This is a genomic window from Anaerobiospirillum sp. NML120449 (assembly GCF_023051105.1).
Classification (GTDB): domain Bacteria; phylum Pseudomonadota; class Gammaproteobacteria; order Enterobacterales; family Succinivibrionaceae; genus Anaerobiospirillum.
The window spans coordinates 1-25422 of the sequence record NZ_JALKIL010000018.1 but is presented as its reverse complement, the minus strand read 5'-3'; the positions used below and the strand labels follow the sequence as shown (position 1 = coordinate 25422).

16 protein-coding genes and 1 pseudogene are annotated in these 25422 nt (G+C 51.1%); 8 read left to right on the top strand and 9 right to left on the bottom strand.

The genetic code is table 11. The annotated features are described in order from the left end of the window. Positions 1-2061: 2061 nt before the first annotated feature. Together MXE41_RS06700 and rpoD are read left to right on the top strand one after the other, a co-directional pair. Positions 2062-2661 (top strand): cell division protein ZapC domain-containing protein, encoded by a 600-nt coding sequence (locus tag MXE41_RS06700; RefSeq protein ID WP_246977194.1) that lies wholly within the window; start codon positions 2062-2064, stop codon positions 2659-2661. 1423 nt (positions 2662-4084) lie between these two features. Next, the gene (gene rpoD / locus MXE41_RS06695; protein ID WP_247099946.1) at positions 4085-6106 is read left to right on the top strand and encodes an RNA polymerase sigma factor RpoD; all 2022 of its coding nucleotides are present in this window, start codon (positions 4085-4087) and stop codon (positions 6104-6106) included. A gap of 559 nt (positions 6107-6665) precedes the next feature. Here the strand turns inward: rpoD and MXE41_RS06690 are convergent. After that, the gene (locus MXE41_RS06690; protein ID WP_247099945.1) at positions 6666-7325 is read right to left on the bottom strand and encodes an HAD family phosphatase; all 660 of its coding nucleotides are present in this window, start codon (positions 7323-7325) and stop codon (positions 6666-6668) included. Between the two features lie 1027 nt (positions 7326-8352). Here MXE41_RS06690 and MXE41_RS06685 point away from each other — a divergent pair. From MXE41_RS06685 to MXE41_RS06665, 5 genes are all read left to right on the top strand, one after another. After that, positions 8353-8532 (top strand): hypothetical protein, encoded by a 180-nt coding sequence (locus MXE41_RS06685; RefSeq protein ID WP_247073860.1) that lies wholly within the window; start codon positions 8353-8355, stop codon positions 8530-8532. Between the two features lie 160 nt (positions 8533-8692). Further along, on the top strand, positions 8693-9457 hold the full coding sequence (locus MXE41_RS06680) for a basic amino acid ABC transporter substrate-binding protein (RefSeq protein WP_247099944.1): 765 nt from the start codon (positions 8693-8695) through the stop codon (positions 9455-9457). Positions 9458-10439: 982 nt separating this feature from the next. Then, positions 10440-11096 (top strand): amino acid ABC transporter permease, encoded by a 657-nt coding sequence (locus tag MXE41_RS06675; protein WP_246977199.1) that lies wholly within the window; start codon positions 10440-10442, stop codon positions 11094-11096. Positions 11097-11498: 402 nt separating this feature from the next. Continuing rightward, a complete protein-coding gene (locus tag MXE41_RS06670; RefSeq protein WP_247099965.1) occupies positions 11499-12218 on the top strand; it encodes an amino acid ABC transporter ATP-binding protein in 720 nt (239 codons plus the stop codon). Positions 12219-13454: 1236 nt separating this feature from the next. Further along, complete coding sequence (locus MXE41_RS06665) at positions 13455-14840, top strand: hypothetical protein (protein ID WP_247099943.1); 1386 nt, start codon at positions 13455-13457, stop codon at positions 14838-14840. Positions 14841-15235: 395 nt separating this feature from the next. On the opposite strand, the gene MXE41_RS06660 is transcribed toward MXE41_RS06665, so the two are convergent. The 5 genes from MXE41_RS06660 to mltB form a co-directional block, all read right to left on the bottom strand. Next, complete coding sequence (locus MXE41_RS06660; protein ID WP_247099942.1) at positions 15236-16201, bottom strand: ElyC/SanA/YdcF family protein; 966 nt, start codon at positions 16199-16201, stop codon at positions 15236-15238. An 876-nt stretch (positions 16202-17077) separates the two neighbouring features. Then, positions 17078-17359, bottom strand: coding sequence for a DUF493 domain-containing protein (locus MXE41_RS06655; RefSeq protein ID WP_247099941.1), 282 nt, complete (start codon positions 17357-17359; stop codon positions 17078-17080). Positions 17360-17530: 171 nt separating this feature from the next. Further along, entirely contained in the window at positions 17531-18850 is a 1320-nt protein-coding gene (locus tag MXE41_RS06650) for a D-alanyl-D-alanine carboxypeptidase family protein (RefSeq protein ID WP_247099940.1), read from the bottom strand. Between the two features lie 603 nt (positions 18851-19453). Continuing rightward, positions 19454-20698 carry a septal ring lytic transglycosylase RlpA family protein gene (locus MXE41_RS13075; RefSeq protein WP_281503557.1) on the bottom strand — a complete coding sequence of 415 codons (1245 nt, stop codon included), beginning with the start codon at positions 20696-20698 and terminating at the stop codon, positions 19454-19456. Between the two features lie 721 nt (positions 20699-21419). Continuing rightward, entirely contained in the window at positions 21420-22484 is a 1065-nt protein-coding gene (gene mltB, locus MXE41_RS06640) for a lytic murein transglycosylase B (RefSeq protein WP_247099939.1), read from the bottom strand. A gap of 170 nt (positions 22485-22654) precedes the next feature. Between mltB and MXE41_RS06635 the strand changes: the two genes are divergently transcribed. Further along, positions 22655-22804 carry a hypothetical protein gene (locus tag MXE41_RS06635; RefSeq protein WP_247073862.1) on the top strand — a complete coding sequence of 50 codons (150 nt, stop codon included), beginning with the start codon at positions 22655-22657 and terminating at the stop codon, positions 22802-22804. Between the two features lie 476 nt (positions 22805-23280). Here MXE41_RS06635 and MXE41_RS06630 read toward each other — a convergent pair whose 3' ends face one another. The 3 genes and pseudogenes from MXE41_RS06630 to MXE41_RS06620 all read right to left on the bottom strand — a co-directional run. Next, positions 23281-23883 carry a GNAT family N-acetyltransferase gene (locus MXE41_RS06630; protein WP_247099938.1) on the bottom strand — a complete coding sequence of 201 codons (603 nt, stop codon included), beginning with the start codon at positions 23881-23883 and terminating at the stop codon, positions 23281-23283. A gap of 244 nt (positions 23884-24127) precedes the next feature. After that, positions 24128-25039 carry a flagellin gene (locus tag MXE41_RS06625; RefSeq protein WP_247099937.1) on the bottom strand — a complete coding sequence of 304 codons (912 nt, stop codon included), beginning with the start codon at positions 25037-25039 and terminating at the stop codon, positions 24128-24130. A 127-nt stretch (positions 25040-25166) separates the two neighbouring features. Next, positions 25167-25304 (bottom strand): annotated as a pseudogene (locus tag MXE41_RS06620) (flagellin); the annotation flags it as partial. Between the last annotated feature and the right edge of the window lie 118 nt (positions 25305-25422).

The window sequence follows — 25422 nt, the reverse complement described above, 5'->3', positions numbered from 1 at the left end:
TTTCGCCCGGAAATGTCCTGCCTCAAAGGTCCCTCAGATACTTAATACTCTGGAAGCAGTTCAGCATCCACGATCTGGCAAATACCTTTGCACATCCCGTATTTATGTCATACCTGGGTACAGCCCGTATTTAGCCCATATGAGGGCACTGCCATTCTCGACGTCATATCAGGCAGGCACATTAGACAAGGAGCTCTCAGCCTGTTGAGCAGGGAGCTCTGAAATCCCTGTATGCAAATGCCGGGAAAATGACTTGCACCTGTAATGAATAACGCAATGAATCTTGCACTCATAGCGGAATACAGAAAATGCTCAGCCGGTAATAGTGGTTCTTTAATCAGAGAGTTGCTTTAAGCAGGGAGCTGTTATAAATTTCGGCACTTCTCAGCACACTGTGCGCAGCACGTACGTAGGGAAGCAAATGGCAGGTCGTTGACACCTGGATGGTTGTAGCTGGATGTGGCTGGATGTGGCTGGATGTAGCTGGATGTGGCTGGGTGTGGATGTGGGTTGCTGGATTTTTGTCAGGTATGGAGCATGGAAGAGGCTGCGAATGCTGAGCCTTTGGCTCTGCTATGACTACAGCTCTGATGGGGACGAACATGCCCGGGGCGGGCAGCTGTCAGCTGAACTTTATTGGCTTCTGGATATTGGCTGTGGAGGAGAGGCGGAGCTCGGGAATTATGAGCTGAATTGGGATTTTGCGGCCAGGGTTTTCTTCTGGCGGGGCTGGGGTCAGTTGTGATGTGAGCCTGGAATAAAAGGGAATTATTTTTATTCTTGTTTCCCGGCGATTCCCAGCTATTCCCAGGAAAGTATGCATTTAGTTGATTGACTTGTCGGGATTGTCCCTGAAATTTAACAATGGCAGGGCATAATCATGATTATGGGGGCTGTAATGGCCTTGTGGCCGGTGTGCAGGGATAAACAGTGACCAGGATCCGGCATTTATCAGACACTGACACTGATTAATACGGCATGGGTGCACACGCACGACGTTGTTGAATGTATTCAGTTTCAGCTTGTTTGGATTTATCTAAATGAATGGATGGATGTGTTCGGAAAAGAGCAGATAAGACGAGTTACAAAATCGCCCTTAATCAGGGCACAGTCAAGTATGAATAAGGCAGTAATGGCAGATATATGGAATTTTCCCTGAGGGGTTATGTAGAAAAATAATGGTCGTAAAACCATCAATTTCATGCTGAAATATGGCACCGCGCTAATTTTGCGTTGGAAAATAAAATATATACACACATTTTTTGCCTGGTTGTGTTAGTCTAAATAAGGCAACGTTTGCTTTATGGCCCACCTGCCATCATCAGGGTCAGTAAGGTATTACGAAGCTTAATCAAGAATTGAAACTGGATATCTCCTGTTATGATGGCCCGCCCTGCTCTCTTACCTCTGTAGAGTGCTGTGAGACTGATGAATGCGGAATTTTCGGGGATATCAAATACAGCTCATTATCCGGTCATGAGTGCGACAACGGCGTTTGCTGAAGTACTCTCAGACGTGGCATGGACAGTGAGCTCAGGCGACAGTGTGTAAGGACTGTTATTTCAGTCGCAACTGCCCTCCAGTCAGTTTGACATGGACCATAATTATCAGGGACGCGTGCAAGTATCTGATAACCGGTCAGGCTGATATGACGAGTGCCGCAAGACCGGCCTGCAGGTGTAAACCTGACAGGATATGGTGCTGTGCGGTTAATGGTGGTTGGAGTATTATTGCGCGATATCGTCAAGGCGAATCGTGCTGCAGCGTTTAAGGCGTCTGCTGAGTATTACCAGGCAAGACCATGTTTTTGCATGGCTGTTTTGTGTGTGCTCTCAGAGCCTGTGCCGGATTGTACGGGTAATAATGCAATGGGCATTCCATGGCAGGATATTCCTGTTGTGGCGTGCTGTCTATGGTTATCCATGCTTTCATGGTTGTATAATTGCGTCATGAGTCTTCGCAAAACGGAGACTCCGTCGCACTGTGATCATGTGTGGCACTGATTAAAGCGCTGAGTGGACTGAGTAACTTATAGTTACGTCTGTCTAAGGAACTACGGGTATGCGGATAACTCCTGGCGAGTCATGGACCTGGTCGTACAAAAGTATCGATGACGGAAACTACCTTGGCCTGATCATCACCTCTGATGATGGCAACAGATACTTTTTCCGTACCAACTTCAAGGTACAGAAGCTTGCTGTCTTCCCTGAGAACGGCGCACCTTTCTGTGTGCTCGATGCTCAGCTGCTCAACGACTTCATGTCCGGATTGAATGAAATCGGTGTCTACGACAATGAGTCCGAACAGGATGTCTCCATCAATATGGAGCTGGCTCTCAATGCCGTAGCCTGCAACCGTTTCGTGGCAGCGCCACGTCGCGTGATTGAACACGCTTTCATTCCGTACATGGGAAATATCGAGCATATCAATCGTGGTCAGGTAGTTTCTCTGTACACCAAGGACAAGAAGGTATGTGACTTCATTGCCCTTGATGGTGACGATGAAGCCGTCGACGGTGCCTACCGTCTGATGTTCGTAAACCGCGAACTCAAGATAGGCAAACAGATTCTCTGCGTTGGTGCCCTTATCAAGGTGCCTCGTACCCTCATCTGCCCATTCCGTGCCTTAAGCAAGTCCATAGACAATATGGGCTATGCATAGCATGGGCAAAGGCTCTGCATGGCATGGACAAAGACCATGGACAGCATGAGCAAACGCCATGTACAGCAAGGGTAATACCGCTGCACAGCATGAGAAATGCCTTGTCGGCTCTTGCGATGCATGCTCACAGATTAAGAGCAGCCTAAAAACAGCCCAGCCTGCATGAATGGTTCAGGCTCGCGGCTGACATGCATTGAAGCGGCGTAAAGCTGCTGTTGAGCTTAAGGCACAGGCAAGATTAAAGCCTCAGCAACTGCCAGGGCAGGCTGAGCTTACTGAATTCACCTCCTCAGGCCATACTGCATAACAGCAACAGCAGCATGCAAAGGGGAAAATCAGGCTGAAGTTCTACTGCAGACTTCAGCCTGAATTATTTCCGGGCCAAGGCAAAACAGCTGATACGGAAAGTGGGGATTGACTGACCGGTCAGTTGTTGCCCGGAGCAGGTCAGACCCGAAGTGCAGTAATGTTTTCAAAGGATTGAGTCTGCCATGCCGCCGCGGGCCTGGCAGTATCAGAGCAGGACGGACCGCTCAACTCCCGTAAGACAGGGAAGGTTGCACGCCGGGACCGTATCTGCCGTCCTCCTTATTCCGGCATACTGCCTGGCCGTCACCGGCCATACCTGTCCTTTGCGCAATCAAAAGCCAAACTGCCTGTAAGTGCAGAGCGTCTGCAGCACATCTGCAGCGTATCCGCATAACAACTGCAGGGCAGTGCATGACAGGACAGGGCAGCTCTGCTGTTTCGCGGAACCAGCTGTAAGCCTTCTGAATGCGTACAGGCAGCTGCGCCGCCACGCCTCAGGCAGCATAATGCAGCTTTGCTGTCTGCTGACCTTCGTTGCCGGTCATAGCCGTACCTCATAGGCAGGCAGATGTTATCAGAGCCTGAAAACAGGGTATTCACCGGAAAGGATGCAAGGTCCTTAAGACAGTGGTGAAAAAGAGCAGGCTGAACAATCTGTCTCATTTCTGCTTGCTGCAGCTGGCAGTGAGCCTTTCACAATCTCCGTTTCACATGCAGGCATCTGACAGCTCAGAGCTGACAGGAGCAGAACACTTGCGCCCGCAGCCTGATGGCCGTGCGGCAGTCCCCCATATCTGCCCTGGCGTCATGCCTGCCCGGCCGCTCTGCATATAAGCCAGCGCCAGCGAGGCCGGGCGACAGCCAGGGCAGTGCCAGGGCCAGCGTCAGCGAGGCTGAGCGACAGCCGGACAGGGTTGCCACAAAGGGGCAGGGTGTTTACCTGCAGGTCGTATGTATACCTGATTTGCTGTTGATGACGAGGGCTTAAAATGGCCTTGGAACGGGGTTTGATGGACAGGTGCATGTCCTTTTTGAGCTTGAAATACGACTCCGATCTTTTTATAATAGTAGATTGAGCCTTTTCTAAGCCATAGTATTAATTTGGGATCCATTAATGGAAAACAATTCCGCAAGTACCGAGTTCAAGCAGTTGATTGCCCAGGGTAAGGAGCACGGCTACCTTACTATTGAAGAAATCAATGACAGAATTTCTCCTGATCTCGTTTCAGGTGATCAGCTGTCGGTCTTAATACAGACCTTCATTGACATGGGTATTAACGTCTGTGAGACCCCGCCAGATCCTGATGAGATCTTATTAAACGAGAACTCTCAGTCAGTTGAGTCTGAAGACGTAGAAACAGTTGCCTCCCAGCTGGACAGCTCGGTGGAGATCGGTCGTACTACCGATCCTGTACGTATGTACATGCGTGAGATGGGTAATGTCTCACTGCTGACCCGTAAGGACGAAATCGAGATCTCCAAGCGTATTGAGCGTGGTACCAACGATGTACAGAAGTGCATTGTTGAGTTCCCTCTTGCCATGCGCGAACTGTTCAGAACTTTTGAGCAGGCCTGCGATCCTGAAAATGAAATCCGTCTTGCTGACATCGTTGTTGGCTTCAGCGATCCTTACATTGAAGAAGAGGAAAATGCTGAACTTCCAGACAGCTCTGATGACAGTGCAGAAAATGAATCCGGCCAGGAAGAGGATCTTGAGAATCTGGACAACATCGACTCCGTAGGCTCAGATGTCGATGACCTTGAGGATCTCGAAGAAGAGGCTGCTGCACCTGCCAAGAATGCCAAGGCTACTCCAGCCAAGCGTCGTGGCCGCAAGGCCAAGACCCAGGTCGAGGTCGAGATCGAGGATGAAGAAGAGGATGAGTCCGAGGAGTCCAGCACCTCCAGCAACGATTCCGGTCCTGATCCTGAGATGGTAAAGCAGCGCTTTGCCGAACTGCGCGTGCAGTTTGACAAGGTAGAGGCTCAGCGTGCCAAGACCGGTGCTGTTGCCCGCCGCAAGTATGAAGAAGAATTAAAGCGTCTTACCGAGCTGTTCTCCACTTTCCGTCTGGTTCCACAGCAGCTTGAGGTTCTCCTCAACAGCATGCGTGACATGATGGAGCGCGTTAAGACCCAGGATCGTCGTATTCGTGAGATTGCCGTAAACCGTTGCGGCATGAAGATCGATGATCTGCGCAATTTCTACTCCGAGAGCAAGAACGAAGCCTCCATGGATTGGTTCGAGCGTGCTACCCGTCCACGCCGTGCCTACGCTACCCGCCTGAAGGAATACCGTCCTCAGGTGGAGCGCTGCGTTGAGGCTCTGCAGCAGATCGAGGTGGAAGCCGGTATTTCCATTTTCCGTCTGCGTGAACTGTCCCGTCGTATCATGATGGGCGATGCCATGGCCAAGAAGGCCAAGAAGGAGATGGTTGAGGCCAACCTCCGTCTGGTAATTTCCATTGCCAAGAAGTACACCAACCGTGGTCTGCAGTTCCTGGATCTCATTCAGGAAGGCAACATCGGTCTTATGAAGGCCGTGGACAAGTTCGAGTACCGCCGTGGTTACAAGTTCTCCACTTATGCCACCTGGTGGATTCGTCAGGCCATTACCCGCTCCATTGCTGACCAGGCACGTACCATCCGTATCCCTGTGCACATGATTGAGACTATTAACAAGCTCAATCGTATCTCCCGTCAGATGCTCCAGGAGAAGGGCCGTGAGCCTACCCCTGAAGAGCTGGCCTCCAAGATGGGCCTGCCTGAGGAGAAGATCCGCAAGGTTATGAAGATTGCCAAGGAGCCTATCTCTCTTGAAACTCCTGTAGGCGATGATGATGATTCACATCTTGGCGACTTCATTGAGGACAGCTCTATTGCCGTACCAGCTGATGCTGCTACTGCCGAGTCCCTCAAGAACGCCATTAATACCGTTCTGGACGACATGCCTCCAAGGGAAGCTCAGGTTCTGCGTATGCGCTTTGGCATCGGCATGACCTCTGACCACACCCTCGAGGAAGTTGGTCGCCAGTTTGGTGTTACCCGTGAGCGTATCCGTCAGATCGAAGCCAAGGCTCTGCGCAAGCTGCGTCACCCTTGCCGCTCTGCCGGGCTCAAGGGCTTCCTTGACTGATATTGGTTCCAGGACAGGCACCGGGCGTGCTGTCCTGACCACCAGCCTGTGCAGCCAGCCTGCACAGGCTATGCAACAGGAATACTGTCTCAGGCGGTATTCCTGTTGTGCTTTTCAGGGCACTGGTTTTGTCCCCCACGAACAAAGGGCGAACAGACATTTCGCCAGCCAGCCTGTCTGCCGGGAAGCCTGCTGGACTGGTTACCGGCTGTTGCCCGGGCAGCAGCACTGGGCCCAGCCCTGGTCCCGGTACTGGGACTGGACGGGGCCGCTGCACTGGCAGCAGCCCTGGTAACCCAATGACCGGCCACTGGCGGTATAGCAGTGGCAGGAGCAGTGCGTCCAGGGGCGCCCCAGGGCAGGGAATTCATGGAATGGTGCAGGCTGCCGGTCAAACTGGAGTGACTCTGTTACAAATGGAAAAAGCGGCCCATGGGCCGCTTTTTCCTTTGTTGCCGGATGATTTATGTCCGGCATGTCTTTGTGCTCTGCAGACTGACTGTGCAGTCATGGTGACCTGGGTCAGATAATTAACTGCAGTTAAAGCCCGGTGCGGGCATCAGTTGTATTCGTGGTTGTGAGGGGCTGCTTCGTCCTCTGGAGTCTCCGGCTCTTCAAGTGCAGCAATAATCTGCTCATAAACCTCATCAGGATTATGCTGCCATAAGATGCCCTTGATACCAACCTTGTTAGCCATATCAATGTTGGCCTGGTTGTCGTCGATAAAGACGCAATTGCTGGCCTTTAAGTGGTAGCGCTCGAGCAGGGTGTAGTAAATACGCTTGTCCGGCTTGTTCATATGCTCTTCACCGGAAACTACAATGCCCTCGAAGTCGTCAAGGAAGCGGTACTTGGTGAAAACAGGCGGGAAGGTTTCGGCAGACCAGTTGGTAAGACCAAAAGCTTTGAAGCGTCCGTCAGCCATAATTTTCTTGAACAGACCTACGCCATCTGCAAGTTCACCCTTGAGCATCTTTGACCAGCCAGTGTGGTACAGCTCAATTTCCTTTTTCCACTCAGGGAATTTTTCGGAAAGCTCCTTAACTCCCTCGGCAAAAGGCTTGCCTGCATCCATCTGTGCGTTCCACTCGCTGTTGGCAACTTCAGTCAGGAATTTCTCCATGCGCTCGTCGTCATTGAAGTACTCACGGTACAGGTAGCGAGGGTTCCAGTCAAATAAGACACCACCAAAGTCAAAAATAATGTTGCTTCTAGCCACAACTCGACTCCACTTCAGATAGCCGGAAGATACATCCGGCAGGATAGTACATGATTAGCATAGCGCACCTGCAGGCTCATTAAAATACATAGGCCTCATAATATTTGATGCATGTGATCCAGGCGCTGTTTTTGTCTCAGGGCCGGAAAGATCCCGTCGCAATGCCTGTACTAACGCCATTCTCATCTTACCAGCTGCCCGAATCTTAATCACATTCCTGCCTGATTTGAGAGACATAACCCGTGACTGTAAGCCCGGCTTGAGTACACCCCTTCAGGGCACATTTTCAGGGAAACCATTAAGAGTACCAGGGTGCAGATCAATCTTCACTTCACTGTACCCTGCACTTTCTTAACAAATAATTTCATCGGCTCCATCGATGCATCCATGCCGACCTCAGCAGAGCACGCCACTGTCATCATAACTGTCCATGCTCCTCACACAATAGCCAACTGCGGGCAGTTATCCAGCCTGTCCGCAAGGCAGTATCAGTGCTGAAACGGAGCCCGAACAGTCACAATTCCATGCAGCTGCCAGTATTGCCATATAGCAGACCAGATCAGGCTTGCCCTCATATCCATTGAGCTGTCAGCAGCGGCTTATGAACGCTCTGTACTGATCAGGCGCTGCACAGGCGTGGTCACCTTATTCAGGTCTTGCTCCGTTGCTTCAGGATCCTTGTGCCTGGCCAATAATAGCTTGCCTTACATGCTCATAGAGCCAGTAGTCATGCTGCAGATGATATACGAGCGAGGTCTTGCGCATCGGTGAGCTGGCACTGAGCGGCCCTTTTTAAATGAGCAGCAGTGGGGAGTTGTGAGGGAGCCATGCTGCTGCCTTACTACTAGGCGCTGACGGGGCGGCTGCCGTTGCAATTACTGGCAAGAGGTGTGGAGGTGGCCATGGTCATGGGAATGGCCATCATGGAGAGAATTTGCTGTGCTATGGTGCACGGAACGCACCAACATCTTTCAATGTCAATACTATCCGCTGAATTATGGTGCACTGCGTGGCTGCGCCAGGTGACATGGCTATGATGTCTGTGGCTGAAAAAGGCTTATTCATGACATTTGTAATGTCATTTGTCAGTCAGAACTTTCTTAATCAGGGCACTGCTGCAGCGTGTTTGCAAGTTGTCAATGCAGTGCTCACTGGCACTGATATTCATACAGAACTCTCCGGACATGTTGCGGAGCATTTAATTTAACGATCAGTTTGCAATTGAGCTTGACTATCCGGCTTTGCCTTGCGGCTATGGGCTGCGCCTTGGTCTGCCCGGCATTGCATGGCCAGGTTTTGCAGGTGCCGGTTTTGCGGGGCCTGGCAGGGGCTATTCTGATCATACAGTCACTCAGCAGGAGTAAATTATGGCTTTATCAAAGTTAAAGGCAGTGCTGTGCAGTGCAGCTCTGGTGTTATCATCTGTGGGCGCAGGTTCAGCTCAGGCAGCTGACGTTCTGCGAGTAGGTACTGAGTCCGCCTATGCTCCTTTTGAGTTCACTGATGCACAGGGCAAGCTCGTAGGCTTTGATATTGACCTTACCGAGGCCGTAGCAAAGCACATGGGTACCAGCGTTGAGTGGGTGCAGATGCCTTTTGACGGTCTGATTCCTGCCCTGATAACCTCTCAGGTCGACATGGCTGTAGCTTCCTTTACCGTTACTGAAGAGCGCAAGAAGCGTGTTAACTTCTCCGAGCCTTACTATCGTTCCGGTCTTTCTCTGGTAATCAGAAAGGAAGATCAGGGCAAGTACAAGACTGTTGACTCACTCAAGGGTCAGAAGCTCTGTGCTCAGATGGGCTCAGTATCTGCCAAGAAGGCTCAGGCCTTTTCCCCTGACAAGGTAACTAATTTCAACGATATTTCTCCAGCTTACATGGAGCTCAAGGCAGGTGGCTGTGAGGCTGTGGTTAACGATCGCGCTGCAAACCAGTACTTTATGGCCTCCCGTCAGTCTGAAGGCTTTGTTGAGATCGATGAAGTGATTGATGCCGAGGATATGGCCATGGTAGTGCCAAAGAGCAATGACAAACTCCTGACCGATGTTAACAAGGCCCTCAAGGAGCTCAAGGACAACGGCACCTACCAGAAGATTCATGACAAGTGGTTCAAGGCCGAGGCAGCAAAGTAAGAGCACTTTCCTGCAGCCTGGAGCCCGTAGTCTGCAGCCATGCAGCAAGGATTAACACCCACTCAGGGGCTTTGCATTTTCGTGACTGCGACAGCAGTGCAGACTCTATGTGACCATAACTTCAGGTGCTGCCAGTCAGTTACTGTCCAGCCCTGCCGACTTATGATGTGCAGTACCCGTATGGGCTTGCCTCTGACAATTTAGAACCCAAAGACAAAGGCCAGTCAGAAACACGTTTCTGATCCTGGCCTTTGTCCTTTTGTATGCAGCTGCGGCAGGCAGGTTTACGATTTCGGTGGCAATCAGCTGCTGCAGGGATGTATGACGGCCTGGTGGCAATCAGCTTCTTCAGTAATGAGCTCTTATGCCGTTATGGGCTGAGTCTGCCTTGAGGGGGCCTGAGCTTATATGTCAGGAAAGGGTACAGGGCGATCAGCTGAAAATCTTTCCGGCAGAGGGCAGCCGTGTGGGCTTTTTGCCGGGGATGAGGTTGCGAAAATATACTTACGACCGGCATTTTGTTGTACAATGTCGTGTTTCAGCTCGCAGCGTCCCTGGGACGCATATATATGCCGTGCATTAAAGGTCTGACGGCCTCTGTGTGGCGGGTCTGAATGAACTGCCGCAGTGGTGTTTTTCAATCGGTGGCAGGAGTATGGGCAGGATGCCCGACCAATGATTATGCAGAGAGAGGCAGGTAGTGCCTCAAAGCCATGTTCTGGCCTGTTTATGGCTTTACCACAGCTTGCTCCTGCACCAGTACATTGGCAGGTGAGATGAGGGACCGACAGATATTTCAGACAGCAGTGAGCTGTCGTCTGTCAGGCAGTTCCGGTCTCACGCTTTGCAGAGGATATGACACTGACGTGCATATCGCAGGCGGGGCAGCATTTGCAGCTGCCTTATTTTGTAACTCGTGCCCGGGCCTTTCCTGAGAAGGAATGGCGGGGGTGCATGGTCAACAGTTTTAAGAGCTTAAAACATGTCGATACCATTTGACTTTTCATTAATCGTAGACAGCCTGCCGCTTCTTGGCATTGGTGCGCTGGTCACCATTCAAATTACCGCCATGTCGGTATTTATTGGTACCTGTATCGGCTTATTTGTCGGTATTGCCGAGCTGGCCCGCTACGCATGGCTGCGTATTCCTGCCAAGATTTATGTGGACTTTATCCGTGGCACCCCGCTGCTGGTTCAGATCTTCATTATCTACTTTACTCTGCCGGTTATTCTGGGCACCCGTATCGATCCTTTCGTTGCTGCCGTAGCTGCCTGTTCCATTAACTCCGGCGCTTACGTAGCAGAAATTTTCCGTGCCGGTATTCAGTCTATCGACAAGGGTCAGATGGAAGCCGGTCGCTCTCTGGGCATGTCCTGGACTCAGACCATGCGTTATATCGTTATCCCACAGGCATTCCGCCGCACCATTCCTCAGCTGGGTAACGAATTTATCGCCATGTTAAAGGACTCCTCACTGGTATCCGTAATCGGCTTTGAAGAGCTTACCCGTAAGGGCCAGCTTATCATCGCCTCCACCTACGGTTCTCTTGAGATCTGGTCAGCAGTAGCCATCATCTACTTAATCATGACCTTAACCATTACCCGCTTCGTAGCCTACCTGGAAAAGCGCTTCAAGTAGCATCCAGGCAGATCTCTGCAAGGCAGCATAAGCGGCTGCGCCGCACTGCTGCCAGGCTGCAATGCAGCCATGCCGCTGCAGCGCCCTGGATGGGGCACATGCAGCGCAGGCGCAGCCCACACCACAAAAGCAGAGATCGGGTTTGCAGCAGCGCAGCCACCAGGGCCGCACTCTTACTTTGTGCCAGCATGCGCAGCATGTGCCAGCAGCTTCGTAAGTCCATATCTCTCTTACATAGTATGCCTGCCATACAAAGGGCCAGTGCCCGTCCGGCAGGGCTTGAGGGGCATGGGCAGGGGCTAAGGGCCTGATATAACAGCTGAGCGCATGGGGGTATTTAACTTACAGGACCTGGCGGTTGCTGATACTGACTTAGATTATTAAGGTTTTACGATGAGCTCCATGATTAAAATCCGCAATTTGCACAAGACCTACGGCAAGAATGAGATCTTAAAAGGCATTGATCTTGACGTTGCCAAGAGCGAAGTAGTGGTTGTTATCGGACCTTCAGGTTCCGGTAAAAGTACTCTGCTGCGCTGTGTTAACTATCTTGAGGTTCCAACTGACGGCGTCATTTCCATTGATGGTCATGACATCGACCGCAAGACCAATATCAATACCATTCGCGCTGAAGTAGGCATGGTATTCCAGCACTTCAATCTCTTCCCTCACAAGAGTGTGATCGACAATATCACCATGGCTCCAATCAAGGTACGTGGCAAGTCACAGCAGGAAGCTGAGCAGATTGGTCTTGATCTGCTGGATAAGGTAGGCCTCAGGGACAAGGCTCACTCCTTCCCTTCCCAGCTGTCCGGTGGTCAGCAGCAGCGTGTTGCCATTGCCCGTGCTCTGGCCATGCATCCAAAGATCATGTTATTTGATGAGCCAACTTCAGCTCTTGACCCTGAGATGGTTAAGGAAGTACTGGAGGTAATGAAGACCCTGGCCAAGTCCGGTATGACCATGATGGTAGTAACTCACGAAATGGGCTTTGCCCGTGAAGTAGCTGACCGCGTGATCTTTGTTGACGGCGGCAAGATCCTTGAGATGGGCCCACCTGATGAGGTGTTCAGTCATCCAAAGGAGCGTCGTACTCAGGAATTCTTAAACAAGATTCTCTAGTACGCAAAGGCTCCGGCCACTGCCATGCCTCGTGCATGCCTCCACAGGGAGGAGCTCGCACCAGGGCTCTGGCAGCGCCGGCACTGCTTACTTTGAAACAGGCTCTGTGCTGTCATGCACAGGGCCTGTTGCATCTTTGCGACAGCAAAACGGCTGCTGACATAAGTAAGGCCCGCCTGCAATGCCAGAAAGACTTTGCGGCCTGCAAGAGCGGTCATGCAGTCTGGCGCAGCCCAGTCTGTGGCACCGATACGATATCGGCCATGAGTGCACCGTATGTCGCTTAATGTGCCGCAGAGCAATATCAGCCAGGATCTCAACGCGCAACAGCGCACGACAGTACGCTGCAGCGCATTGCCTGGCTATGTTGCAGCGGGGAAGAATTTGGGGGCGCTAAGGAGCCTTATTCGTGAGCTTATGTGCTGATAGCAGAGAGCGGGCTGAAATTGAGTGGAACCTGCGGGGCGGGCGTGCTCCAGCGCGGTTTCTGGAGATATTATTGGCCTAAATGCCATCACTGCCTTATGCTATAATTTCAGATTGTGCACCGGTATGGGGCAGCTGTTTTCTGCTTTGTTTGTCAGTAACAGTGACCATATGGCTGCAATTTACTGAATACGGGGCTGTACCCCATGCTTTTTGAAAAGACCGGACGATATTTTTACAACAGGCCATCAGGAGAGACGGGTTGATTCCCTGCAGGCTGATTGAGGCTCGTGGTGAGGGCATCAGATATAATTGCCAGCGCTGCTTGTGCGTACCCCACCATCTGATGTGATCAGATGAAATGGGGGGTTCAGATGTGGTACCTGGTCCTGCAGCAGATGCTGATCCGGCAAGAGGGATAATGCCCCGGCTGGAACACCATGCTAAGGGCAACTGGCAGGCTGGCTTCTTTGAGGAATCAGGCATACATCACTACAGACTGCCCAGGTTGCGGCATGTGAACGGAGTTTTCCCTTGTGGTGTACTGCCGGGTACAGCCAGGTTGATGCTGCAGTTATAAACGATCCATTCACAGTCATGTCCGGCGTGCTGTGATGGCATGGCAGGACCGAGCCTTGCTGCGCCGTGCCGTGCTGTGATGGCATGGCAGGACTGTGCCTTGCAGCGCCGTGCCGTGCTGTGGTCTGAGGGCTTGTCAGAGCTGCGCCGTGGCACAGGTCTGGATGATTTGTGAGATTTTTGTCTGGTACATGGAAGTTCGGGGCTTAAGTTCCCCTTATTGAGGTTGTTATGGGCGATTGCAAAAAGACTTTAAATCAGGATAAGACTGATGATGTCGTAATTGACAATGCAGGCTATGACCCTCATCAATGGCGGCAGCTGCTGGGACCAAAACACTGGGGGGCCTGGGCAGTGCTGGGACTGCTTTTTTTACTGGCTATGATTCCCAACCGTATCCGTGATGGTATTGCCTGGCTTCTTTCCTGGCCTGCCAGCATGATTAGCATGCGCTTCAGGGACGTCACCATGGCCAGCCTCAATACTGCTTTCTATGGCCGTCCTCAAGCTGAAATCAGGCAGCTGTACCGTCGCATGCTCATGCATGCCATTATTTCCGGCTTCAGTTATGGAGAGGGTATGTTTCTGCCACGTGCGTTACTGCAGCGCCGCTGGGTGGTCACTAACCCTGACGTGCTTTGTGAAGCCGTAGAAAACACCCGTCCTATTATTTTCTGCGTCCCTCATACCTTTGCCATTGACCGTAGTGGCCTGTACCTTTCGTGCAATGGCCTGCCTATGTTTGCTGTGGTCAATGAGCAGAAAAATCCTGTATTTAACTGGTTTTTAAACCGCCAGCGTATCCGTTTTGGCGGCACTATTCACACCCGCAGTGCCGGTTTCCGCTCTATTGTCAGAGCCTTGAAAAATGGCCGTAACTGCTATTTTCTTTGTGATGAGGATCTGGGACCTGAACATACCACTACCTTCGTAAACTTCTTCGGTACTCCAAAGTCCATGGTGGGCTCTCTGCCTAAACTTGCCCGCATGACCAAATCTCAGGTACTGGTGCTCAATACCTTCTACGATATTAAAACAGCCAGTTATGTGCTGGAGTTTAACCGTGTGGACCTTGAGCAGGGGGAAAGTAACGAAGATTACTTACAGCGTGTCAGTGCTGCTTTGGAGGCTGGTATCAGCCGTCACCCTGAGCAGTATATGTGGTTTTTACGTGTCTTTAAGACCGTACCGGATCCACGCTACTTCTCTGACAGCTATATCAACTGCAATAAGGTTAAATTCGACTACGAGCCCGATTACGAACACCGCCGTGTGCCATACACCACTCAGGTAGCGGTACACACAGGCTGGCAGCCGGTAGTAGTCGACTACGAGCCAATTATGAAAGCCCGCCTCGAGGCCGAGGCCAAGGCAAAGGCCGAAGGCCAGGGGGCCCAGTCTGATGACAAAGGCAAGGCAGATGCCCATGCTGAAAGCAATGGCAGGGCAGGCGACCCAGCTGAGAGCAACGGCAAGGCAGATGCCCATGATGATGCTGATGCCGGTGCCGCAGCTCAGGCTGCCCCATCAGCCGCTCATATCCCGGAAGATTCCCTTGCTTCGGCAGCAGACAGTGGCTCTGAAGATGGCGCCTGTGCCGGACAGGCTGAAAAATAGTGTAACCGTAGCATAGGCACTGTCATGCATGGCCGCAGGCCTATGGGCCGGGCCGTCATGCTGCTGGTGGCGGCTGTGAGAGCCCGGTGGGCATTTTGCAGGCCGGTACAGACAATAAAGGCAGATCTCCTTGCGGGGATCTGCCTTTACTGTTTATTGCAGGACCAGAAGTGCTGGTCGGGACTGCAGCTCTTCATATTGACAGCCTGGCCATGCCTTTATTGCTGCAGGCTTTGTTCGTGCCTGCAGTAGGGATGGAAGGGCATGTGGGAACAGGAAGTGCAGGAGTGCCGGGATGGCTGGTATGGCTGGGCAGCACGGTGCTGCAGCATTATGTCATGACAGATCCCGGTCAGCACCTGCCTGCACTTGCAGGCCGGTGCCGGGGCCTGATATCAGTTCTGGGTCTCTACGGACGGTGCAGCCGCCTCGGTCTGGTCAGGGCTGTCCTGACTCTCCTGATCGCGCTTGAGAGTCTGCTCAAGGCGCTCACGGGCAAGACGCTTTTGCTTGAGGAATGATGAGGCGTCGGTCTGCTCTTTGGAATTTACAGCCTGAGCACTGATGATATTGTGCAGGGCTGATGCTGACATGCCAGGCTGCTTAGGCCTGGATGTGGCACGCTTTGGCTTGTTGCTTGGCTGCTTTGGCAGAGGGCTGGAGCCAATCTGCACCGGAGCGCCAAGATAAGTAGGCTGGGTATCAAAGAAGTAGATATCAAGTACGCATTTGACGCGGGCAAAGAACTCTCTTACATAGACTATGTAGTGTGAGAGCTTGGAGGCCGGGTCAGAGGCATTAAAGCCAATGGCACTCATGCCTTCGTTATTGGCAATAAAGAGGGCACGCTCATTCTGGAACTCCTGGGAAATAACAGTAACGTTCTTTAGCATGAATACGCGGTGCGCACGGGCCACAGAGTCGATAGTGGAGAAACCTGCATAGTCGGCAATGATATTTTCCTTAGGCACACCGGCTCTGATAAGAGCCAGAGTCATCTGACGTGGCTCATTGTAGGAGGCATGCATATTGTCGCCTGATACCAGTACATACTTAATCTTGCCCTTTTTGTAGAGCAGTGCGGCTGCGCGGATACGGTTGACAAAGAAAGGATTGGTATTGCCATCAGACATGAGTGAAGACGTGCCCAGAAGCAGTCCTACCTCATTGTAAGGGATGTTATTGAGGGAATCGTAGGTGTTGAAGGCAAAGCTGGAGATGCGGAACATGGCCAGTACCATAAAAATGATAAAGGCAAGCAGGGTGGTTACCACCAGATAACAGAGGGCGCTGAAGAAGTTTCCGAACTCGTGTTCAAATCCGTTGGAGGACTCGTGAGTTTTTCTTTTTAAGCCTAGCATGGTTCCAGGATCTCAAAACAAATACGGTAAGCACAGTTCCTACCGCTTCCAAAGAATTTTACGGCCGCTGCACCGGCCGGCAGGAGCAAACCTGCTTTACAAAACGGCAGACCCGCTGTACGCAACAGTGGGCCATAAACTACTCCCGGCGACTGCAGGAGCAGGAAATCACAAATATTCAGTCAGGCTGTCAGCCAGCCATCCTGTGCCATGCACTGTCCGTCTCCGTCTGTCACTGTACGGCTTCACATGGCTCTGTCCATTTACGCTTCTGAACTTAGCAGGGCAACCATCAGGCAAACCTCAAGCAGCTTTCAAGCAACCTTGCGAGCTGAGAGCAGCGTAATTGGTAACCAGGTGCTCTGGATGCTCACTTGGCAAGCAGGGGCTGTACAGTCAGGTGGACCTGGACTTTCACATGGTCCTAAGACACTTGCCATGGGGGCTGGAAGAGCACTTAGCATCACCTCAAATGTGGCCATGCCTTTGCCTCAGGCTTTGACTTTATCCTGATTTTGAATACTTCCTGAGAGCATGTAGCTCAGGCAGCCCTGGAGAGTCAGTCTTATCATGATCCCTGCAGAACATGGCTATTACCTGTGACAGTACCGGCCAGTTTCTGACTTGAGGTGCCCGTATTCATGGGCTTGCGCGGGTGCCCTTATGCTGTTGCTTGCGCGGGTGCCCTTATGCGGTTGCTTGCGCGGGTGCCCGTATTCAGGGTGCTTGCGCGAGGGCTCATCTTCAGGGGATTGCCAGTTGGTTTCAGGACTGATCCATATTCGGGATCACAGGGGCAGTGTCAGCCACAATGGTGCCAGGTTCATGGTACAAGCTGCCAGACCTTTGCATGTTCGGTGGGCTGTATTCCGTGACTTAGAGCAGGTGCTTGACGAAGTCGCTCTTTGGGAGCTTTTCGTAGAGCAGCTCCATATTCTCTGCAGAGTCAAAGCGTACTCTGAGAGTGTAGGAGACATATTTGCCATTGGCACTCAGACGGGAGTCAATTACGCCGTCTACAGAAGTGCTCTCAGGCAGGATTGAATTTACCTGATCGACAAGGCGCTGTGGCTGGCTGTCTTCATTGAGCACGATAATGCGCATGTGCTGGTCGCAGGGAAAATCCAGAGCCTCATTAAACTTGTATTTTAAAGACATATTAAATTGTCCGTGATCAAAAAAAGCCTCTTAATTCTATCAGGAGCTAAGAGGCAAGGCGCTGTCATGATAAGTCAGCAGGGCATTTACAGGCTGTTTTCACCAAAAGCGGGCAAAGTATGACGCTGCAGCAGCACCATCATTTGCCCTCCTGTCTGCCTTTGATTGCTGTTAGCCGCTGATGGCCATAATGATGCGGTCCCACATGCGGGACATGAAGCTGCCTTCTTCAATGGAGTTGGTGGCGGTAAGCGGGTACTTGGCCAGCACCTTGTCCTTGAGCTTGAACTCGATTACGCCCAGCTGATCGCCTTCCTTGATAGGGGCGACAAAGGTGGCCTGATTAAGGGCGTAGGAGATCTTGATGCCTGGCTGGGAGCCGCGCGGAATCATGATATTTACAGGAGTGGTCACAGCAAGGTTGACCTTGTCCTGCTTGCCCATGCGAACCTCGCGGGTAAGCAGGGTCTTGCCTGCAGGGAATGGTTCATAGGTCTCGTAGTAGCGGAAACCGTAGGTAAGCATCTGCTTTGAGATGGCGGAACGATCTGACTCGCTCTTGGCACCGATAATGGTACTGATAAGGCGCATATTGCCATCAACAGATGAAGATACGAGGTTATAGCCTACAGCTGAGAGGTGACCGGTCTTGATGCCGTCTACATTCATGGTCTTGTCCCAGAGCAGACGGTTGCGGTTAACCTGCTTGATACCATTGAAGGTAAACTCCTTCTGGCTGTAGAGCTTGTACTCTTCAGGAAGGTCACGGATCAGAGCACGGCCCAGGATGGCCATGTCATAGGCTGTAGAGTAGTTCTGCTCATCAAACAGACCGTGAACATTGGCAAAGTGGGTGCCCTTAAGACCAAGCTGAGCAGCATAGGTGTTCATCACGGAAACGAAGCCGTCCTCAGAGCCGGCCAGCACAATGGCCATGGCTACGCAGGCGTCATTACCAGACTGAATAACAATACCCTTGTTAAGGTCGCTGACCTTTACTTTCTTGCCTACCTCAATAAACATCTTGGAGGAGTCGGCATACTTGTCCAGCGCAGCCCATGCACTCTCAGGAATGGTTACATAGCTTTCAGGATCAAGACGGCCGGCTTTGATTTCCATACCGATGACATAGGAGGTCATCATCTTGGTAAGGGAGGCAGGCCAGATGCGCTTGTGCATGTCGCGCTCAAAGAGAACCTGACCGGTGGCATAGTCCATCAGTACCCAGGACTCGGCATTGAATACAGGAGGCTCTGGAATGATGATAGGGGCACTGGCTGCGCTGTTGGCCGGATCGACAGTGGCTGGACCCTGAGCAGCCGGATTTACGGACTGCTGGGCACGCACAGCTGCAAATGGATCGGGAATGGCTTCAGCAGAGGCCGGGGCTGTGCTAACCAGTGTGCAACCCACAGCGGCTGCCAGACACCAGCGCTTTAAGCTTTTGTCAGACTGAAACTTACGTGAGCTCAGACCATTTTTCTGATCCATTCTAATCTCCACAATAAATACTCCGATTAGGCCGCAATAGCCCATCAGCAAAGCAATAATACAGTGCTGGCCAGATCTGACTCCTGGCAGATCTGATACCAGGGGCAGGGCCACTGCTGCACGGCATTGGCTCGAGCACCCGTTCCGCCCTCTGCACAGGGCAGAAGTAATTGTTCTGAAAAACTGCCTGTAAGGCCGTAAATCCCGTCCTTACAGGTGCGCACAGGCGCGACCGCCGGGCCGCGCCTGAAAAAACATATAATGCAGTGCCGGACATATGGCATCTGCTACAGCGCATGGAAGTTACTGTACCCCACATGTTTAAACATTGTGAGGAACTCTTTGTGTCAAACACGAAAATAAGACGGCCAACTGCAGGAAAAAGTTCCTGCAACCATCTCAGTCAGGCATCAGTGATCAGCGCCGTGCTGACCTGATAACAGAACATGCTCTGTCATGGCAGATAAGGCATTCTGAGTCAGAACTTGCCTGCTGATACAGCCCCTTAATGTTTTGACGTCAGCTGCCTGCTGATACAGCCCCTTCACGTTGTGAGGTCACCTGCCTGCTGTGACAGGAGCAGCGCGCTGTTTGACTGACTTGTTAAAGGCGCTTGATAAAGGCGTCGCTGTGACCGAGCTGTCTCATGTACTCAAGTGTAGTGTTGAGATCGCCTTCATTTAATGGTCCGACACGAACGCGGAACAATCCGTCTTCAGGCATTACTACCACCTGGTGAGGAGTCTGCTGCTGGAGCTTCCAGCGCTGCTTGGCGGCACCTTCCTGGGTATTGGAGCTGAATACCTGAACATAGCTGGCATTAAATGATGGAGCAGCTACAGGATTGGCATAATCAATAGTGTATTTGGTTTCAGGCTGCTTTGGAGGAGCACCATAGTTGATGGTATCAATCTGCTCATCAACAATGTTCTTCTGGCCATCCGGGCCTGAGGTAGTGGTAGTAATGGTGCGGGTAACGCTGGAACCGGCAGTATCACCTGCTCTGGTGTCCTTGAAGTTGTCAGCCTTGCTCAGGATCTGTCCTGCTATGGACAGGCCGGCGCCAATGGCAGCGCTGGTAGTGGCTGAACTGGCTTCACCGTTCTTGCTTACCTCATGAATGTATTGACCAATACTGCTAAGGTTGCTCTGGTTTTTGGAGCTGACTTTATCTTTTACCACTGCTCCAATTACACCGGCCAGGACCTGGCCGCCTGCGCTCTGGGTACGGTCGGACACGTTGCCGCCACGGATATCAACGAGCTCAAGCTTGACCTTGGCCGTGCCCTTGCGGGTCATATCAATAGCTTTGGCTGCACCCTCTGACAGGTCGATGATACGGCTGCCATGGAAAGGACCACGGTCGTTGACGCGAACGATAACAGTTCTGCCATTTTCAAGGTTGGTAACTTTCACAAAGGATGGCAGAGGCAGATTTTTATGGGCAGCGGTAAAGCCTTTCTGATTATAGACTTCACCGTTTGATGTCTTGTTGCCATGGAAACCAGGGCCATACCAGGAGGCAGTTCCTACTTCCTGATAAGAATCACATCCGGTCCAGACCATATAATTCTGGCCCAGTACAGTGTAATCCTTGTTGCCGCCACGGGAAACAGGCTCATATTTTGGAGTGGCACCGCCTACACCCTTGATGACTACCTTTTCAGTCTGAGGGTAAGGTCTGGTTTTGTTAGGACCGGTACCATAGGTGTAGCCGTCACCGGCCTTGGAGCCATGAGTCTTGGTTACTACATCAGAAGTACTCTCACAGCCATTGATCAGGAGGGTAGAGCAGCCCATCACAACTGCCAGTATTGCTCCGGTGAGCTTAATTTTTGAAATTCTCATCAACTTCAGAAAATATAAATTACAAAGCCGCGTCGCATGACGCCGACCGGGATCGCCTGTAGCTGAACCGCCGGACCATACCGGCTGACATTACAGGGCATATGATGCAGCATTTGTACGGCGGCCTAACCACCGCATCAGACTGATCATGAGCAGACGCGCCATCGGCAGCATCAGCTGTGGGAGGCTGACAGCATCTGGAAGCTGGCAACCTGTGGAAGCTGGCAACCTGTGGAAGCTCACGGCCTTGCTGTAAACTCATACAGCTCAGATCCATGGCATCAGTCTGAGGCTTACAGGCAACTGCCTTCAGGTAATAACCTCAACAGGCAGCGGCTCTGACATAAGCTGTCAGATCCTGTGACAGCCGCCTCACTGGCTGTCATTGCGTGTAAGCTAACCGGCCTTATTGCCGGCTGCTCTCCCGGGAAAATTATTTCTCACAAAGGTTCTGACTTAAGGCCGTCAGAAAGCCTTGTGCCCCATGCGTTACATAACTGATAAGAGAACTTTCAGTTATGACAGGATCACGGAGCATGGTTTCCGCCTTTAAAGTGGAAAATCTGACCAGGCAAAAAAGCTTGCCTCTGACAGATTATGATTCCCAAAAAGATTATGGGAATCATAAAAATTACTGGTCCTGCAGATTACCTCTTCCATGAGGAATACGGCCCAGTAAAAGGTCGTGACCAAACCAGAGAGTGTGGTACCCCATAAAAGATTACGGGTTGCGGCCACCCTTGCCAACATACTGACCCTGCAGCAGCTTGGCTTCCTGGTAGCCTGCAGCAATGGCCTCAGAGAGCTCAAATACTGCACGTGCGTACAGAGGGCTCTTGTTATAGCGGGTAATGGTGTTGAAATTGTTCAGACCAACCATGTACTCAAAGGAGCCATTTTCCAGCTCAAAGGAGAACAGGCGGACATTCTGATCGGCGCTTAAGGCAACCTTGGTGGTAATGCCGGCACGGGTAAGATCAGCTGGCTTGAGGTTCCACTCTTTCTTCATCAGCTGGTCAATAGTGGCCTTGGAGACAGGCTTGCCTTTGATGCCCTTGAGGTGAGCAGGGTAAACCACACCGGCGCCATAAATCCAGCCATGACCCTTGAAGTAATTGGCAACAGAGCCAATGGCATCGAGGGTGTTGTTAAACAGATTGACATGCTGGTCGCCGTCAAAATCGATGGCAAAGTTAAGGTAAGAGCTTGGCATGAACTGGCCCATACCCATAGCACCTGCATAGGAGCCCAGAGTATCGGTAAGTACCCAGCCCTCACGGGTGGCCAGCTTAACGTAATTGGCAAACTCCTTTGAGAAGTAGGCCGAACGCTTTGGATAGTGGAAGCCCAGGGTGTACAGAGCATCAAGCACCTTCCAGGTACCCATGTTGGCACCATAGAAAGTTTCAACGCCGATAATGGCGCAGATGATTTCAGGAGCTACACCAAGCTCAGTCTGAGCGCGCTGCAGCTCAGCTTCGTGCTTGAGGTAGAAATCAATACCGCCATTGATGCGCTTGTCAGTAATAAAGAGCTTGCGGTACTGATGCCATGGCTTACCCTCGTAAGGGCGGTTCATGGTGTCGATAATCTTCTGCTGGTAAGTGGCCTGAGTGATGGCGCTGTCCAGCAGGGCGCGGTCGATGGAGGCGTAGCGTGCCAGCTCGTTTAAGTCAGGACCGTTGTCGGCAGCCTGTACGGCAGTACAGTTAAATGCCCCAAAGGCCAGGCCCACTCCCAGGCTCAGGCTTAAAGCGGTTTTGGATAAGGAACTGCTAAGTCTCATAAAAAATACTCGATACTGAAAAAGATTCCGACGAAGTGCCATGACTCCCCGGTAAGGACAGGACATCAGGCATAAGTACTGAACTTAACTTAACTTCAGTCCATGCACATACTTCCTGCATGCAGTGGCGCTGTATCCATGGCATACGGGACAGCCTGCAAGCCGATCCCTTGAAAATCGATAAATCGACCCGTGCCAGTTACAATGCTCCCGGAACTTTAAACAGCTCCGGCAAAGCTCAAAAAGATAGCACAAATGCCATGACCATTACAGTACAGCAATATCTTTTTTGTCTTTTTTCAGGAAAAATCAGCACCTGATTGTATCACCTCACTATTAGGCAAAAGACAGAAAGCACCACTACTGACCATCTCAAGACCAACTCAACACCCGGCAAGACCACCTCAGGCCGCTGCATACGCACAGCTAAGGCAAAAACTCTGACCAGTACACAGTAAGCTTCAGCCATACCCCGCACGTAAAGCAGAAAACGGGAAAACACAAATCTGCACACTGTGCACCAGAGAGTTTAAGGGCAGGCATGGTCCTGCATAGCAGAAGAAAAGACAGGGGCATGCCACCGACAGACAGCATGCCCCTTTGTAAAACTGTTTCGTAACTGTCACAGGTGCTGTATATCAGCTGACAAAGGTGTACAGCACCACCTGTCACAGGTGCACAGCTCCACCTGTCACAGGTGCATTGCATCACCAGTTAATGGCTGCACAGCCACGCTGCTGCATCGGTTAAACCATTGAACCGCCAGATCAGTTCATTACAGTGAACATGACGAAACTCAGACGTGATGGTGTGGTGGTCCCTTGCGTTCAGGAGCATGACCGTCTCGATGCTCTCCAATGACCTTTTCCATCCAGATCATGGAATAGAAGTGATTGAATTTGTAGCCACAGCGGTCAAAGGTGCCCACAGTTTTAAAGCCCATATGCTCATGGAACTGAGAGCTGTTGTAGTTGAGGTATTCGTCCTCAATTTCGGCAGGGATGCCAACACAGGCATACAGATTTAACAGTCCCATATCCTTGAGTATGACCTCAAGGGCATCGTAGAGCTTTCGTCCCAGACCAGCATGGCGCAGTTCAGGATCTATGTAAATGGTGAGCTCAGCACTCCAGTTATAAGCCTCACCACGACCAAATCCGTTGGCATAGGCAAATCCGACCACCTTGCCCTCATGCTCAGCTACCAGGAAAGGATATTGGTGTCTGATAGCGGCAACATGCTCACGGTACTCCTCAAGGGAAGGAGCTTTATGCATGAAGGTCACAGCTGTATTGTTTACATACCAGGTAAAAATCTCATGGACACGCTCAACATCGCCTGGTCTGATATCTCTTATGCTGCTTTCATCGGCAATCTTGTCCAGATTAACCTTGCTCATAACGAAGTTCCTCATATAACAAAGATAATATGTTTATGGCTATCCTATTCCAGTATCGGGCATGGGAGCAAGGACCGGCTTACACATTCAAATGTCTGATATAACAACAGCCGAGCCTGATGCCAGAATCAGCGCAGACCACAAATAAAAAAGCCCAGGGCTTTTGAGAGCTCGGGGCTTTATGAAGGCTGTATTTAGCCTTGCTAAATAAGAGAGACAAAGGTTATAACAAATTAAAAGGGGCTTAGCCTAACAGGGCCAGACCGAGCTGAGGGCGGGTATTAGCCTGCATCAGCATGGAGGTGGCAGCCTGCTGAATAATAGACTGCTGGGACAGGTTTGCAGACTCTTCGGCAAAGTCGGCGTCGCGAATTCTGCTGCGGGCATCAGCCTGATTGGCAGAAACGTTGGCCTGGTTGCGAATAGATGACTCTAAACGGTTTTGTAAAGCGCCCAGGTTTGCACGCTCGCCGTCATACTTTGCAATTACACTGTCAATTACAGCAAGTATCTTATCAGGAGCCATTTTGGCATCATTGAAGTCAAATGTAATTGCACCATTGGTACCAATACCAAATGCTTCTTTATTAGCATCAGTAACTATTTTAGATAGTGCAAAGTTCTTCATCTCAAAAGTGATGGTGTCGCCACTGTTTGCACCTACCTGGAAAGATATTTCAGCATCCTTGTTGACGTCAGCGGTTGCTGCTTTACCGTAAATAGCATTTTCTTGCTGACCGTTTAGGATGCTCTTACCGCCGTAGGTTGTTTTCTTTACTACACGCTGAACTTCCTCAAGCAATGACTGTACTTCTGAGCTTAATGCGGTCTTGTCATCAGCAGTGTTGGTACCGTTGTTTGCCTGAACTGCCAGAGTACGTACTTTCTGAAGCATGCCAGTAATTTCGTCCATGGCGCCTTCAGCTGTCTGGGCAAAGGCAATACCATCATTGGCATTACGGTTACCCTGATTAAGACCGTTAATCTGAGTTGTCAGACGTGAGCTGATCTGCAGGCCAGCGGCATCGTCCTTAGCACTGTTAATTCTCAGACCTGAACTCAGTCTCTGGTAGGTCGTAGTAAGCTGATTCTGGACGTTATTCAGATACCTGCGTCCGTTTAACGAGCTTACGTTCGTATTAACGTAAATAGCCATCTTCCTTTCCTTCTTCTCAAGCAGTGGTCATAAACATGTGAGTATATGGCCTGCAAACAATACCTGTGTATCAGTACTCGCACTGAAGTGAGTACTAAATAATGGCTAAAATATTTTATAAAGTATATTAACCTAACAGGGCAAGACCTAACTGAGGGCGGGTATTAGCCTGCATAAGCATGGAAGCCGCTGCTTGCTGGATAATGGATTGCTGAGTAAGGTTTGCAGATTCTTCGGCGAAATCTGCGTCGCGAATCATAGCCCGGCATTTAAGCTATCTTCCATAGCTAAAGCCGCATAGACAGGCCATTCATTTTTTTTACCTCGTATTTAATTCTATCAAACTGAACAGCCGTATATGTAGAAAAGCTACATAATTTTTA

Excerpts from the sequence above, each read along its gene's own strand:
- MXE41_RS06700 (WP_246977194.1), top strand. The coding sequence starts at position 2,062 with ATGCGGATAACTCCTGGCGAGTCATGGACCTGGTCGTACAAAAGTATC.
- rpoD (WP_247099946.1), top strand. The coding sequence starts at position 4,085 with ATGGAAAACAATTCCGCAAGTACCGAGTTCAAGCAGTTGATTGCCCAG.
- MXE41_RS06685 (WP_247073860.1), top strand. The coding sequence starts at position 8,353 with ATGGCTATGATGTCTGTGGCTGAAAAAGGCTTATTCATGACATTTGTA.
- MXE41_RS06680 (WP_247099944.1), top strand. The coding sequence starts at position 8,693 with ATGGCTTTATCAAAGTTAAAGGCAGTGCTGTGCAGTGCAGCTCTGGTG.
- MXE41_RS06675 (WP_246977199.1), top strand. The coding sequence starts at position 10,440 with ATGTCGATACCATTTGACTTTTCATTAATCGTAGACAGCCTGCCGCTT.
- MXE41_RS06670 (WP_247099965.1), top strand. The coding sequence starts at position 11,499 with ATGATTAAAATCCGCAATTTGCACAAGACCTACGGCAAGAATGAGATC.
- MXE41_RS06665 (WP_247099943.1), top strand. The coding sequence starts at position 13,455 with ATGGGCGATTGCAAAAAGACTTTAAATCAGGATAAGACTGATGATGTC.
- MXE41_RS06660 (WP_247099942.1), bottom strand. The coding sequence starts at position 16,201 with ATGCTAGGCTTAAAAAGAAAAACTCACGAGTCCTCCAACGGATTTGAA.
- MXE41_RS06655 (WP_247099941.1), bottom strand. The coding sequence starts at position 17,359 with ATGTCTTTAAAATACAAGTTTAATGAGGCTCTGGATTTTCCCTGCGAC.
- MXE41_RS06650 (WP_247099940.1), bottom strand. The coding sequence starts at position 18,850 with ATGGATCAGAAAAATGGTCTGAGCTCACGTAAGTTTCAGTCTGACAAA.
- MXE41_RS13075 (WP_281503557.1), bottom strand. The coding sequence starts at position 20,698 with ATGAGAATTTCAAAAATTAAGCTCACCGGAGCAATACTGGCAGTTGTG.
- mltB (WP_247099939.1), bottom strand. The coding sequence starts at position 22,484 with ATGAGACTTAGCAGTTCCTTATCCAAAACCGCTTTAAGCCTGAGCCTG.
- MXE41_RS06630 (WP_247099938.1), bottom strand. The coding sequence starts at position 23,883 with ATGAGCAAGGTTAATCTGGACAAGATTGCCGATGAAAGCAGCATAAGA.
- MXE41_RS06625 (WP_247099937.1), bottom strand. The coding sequence starts at position 25,039 with ATGGCTATTTACGTTAATACGAACGTAAGCTCGTTAAACGGACGCAGG.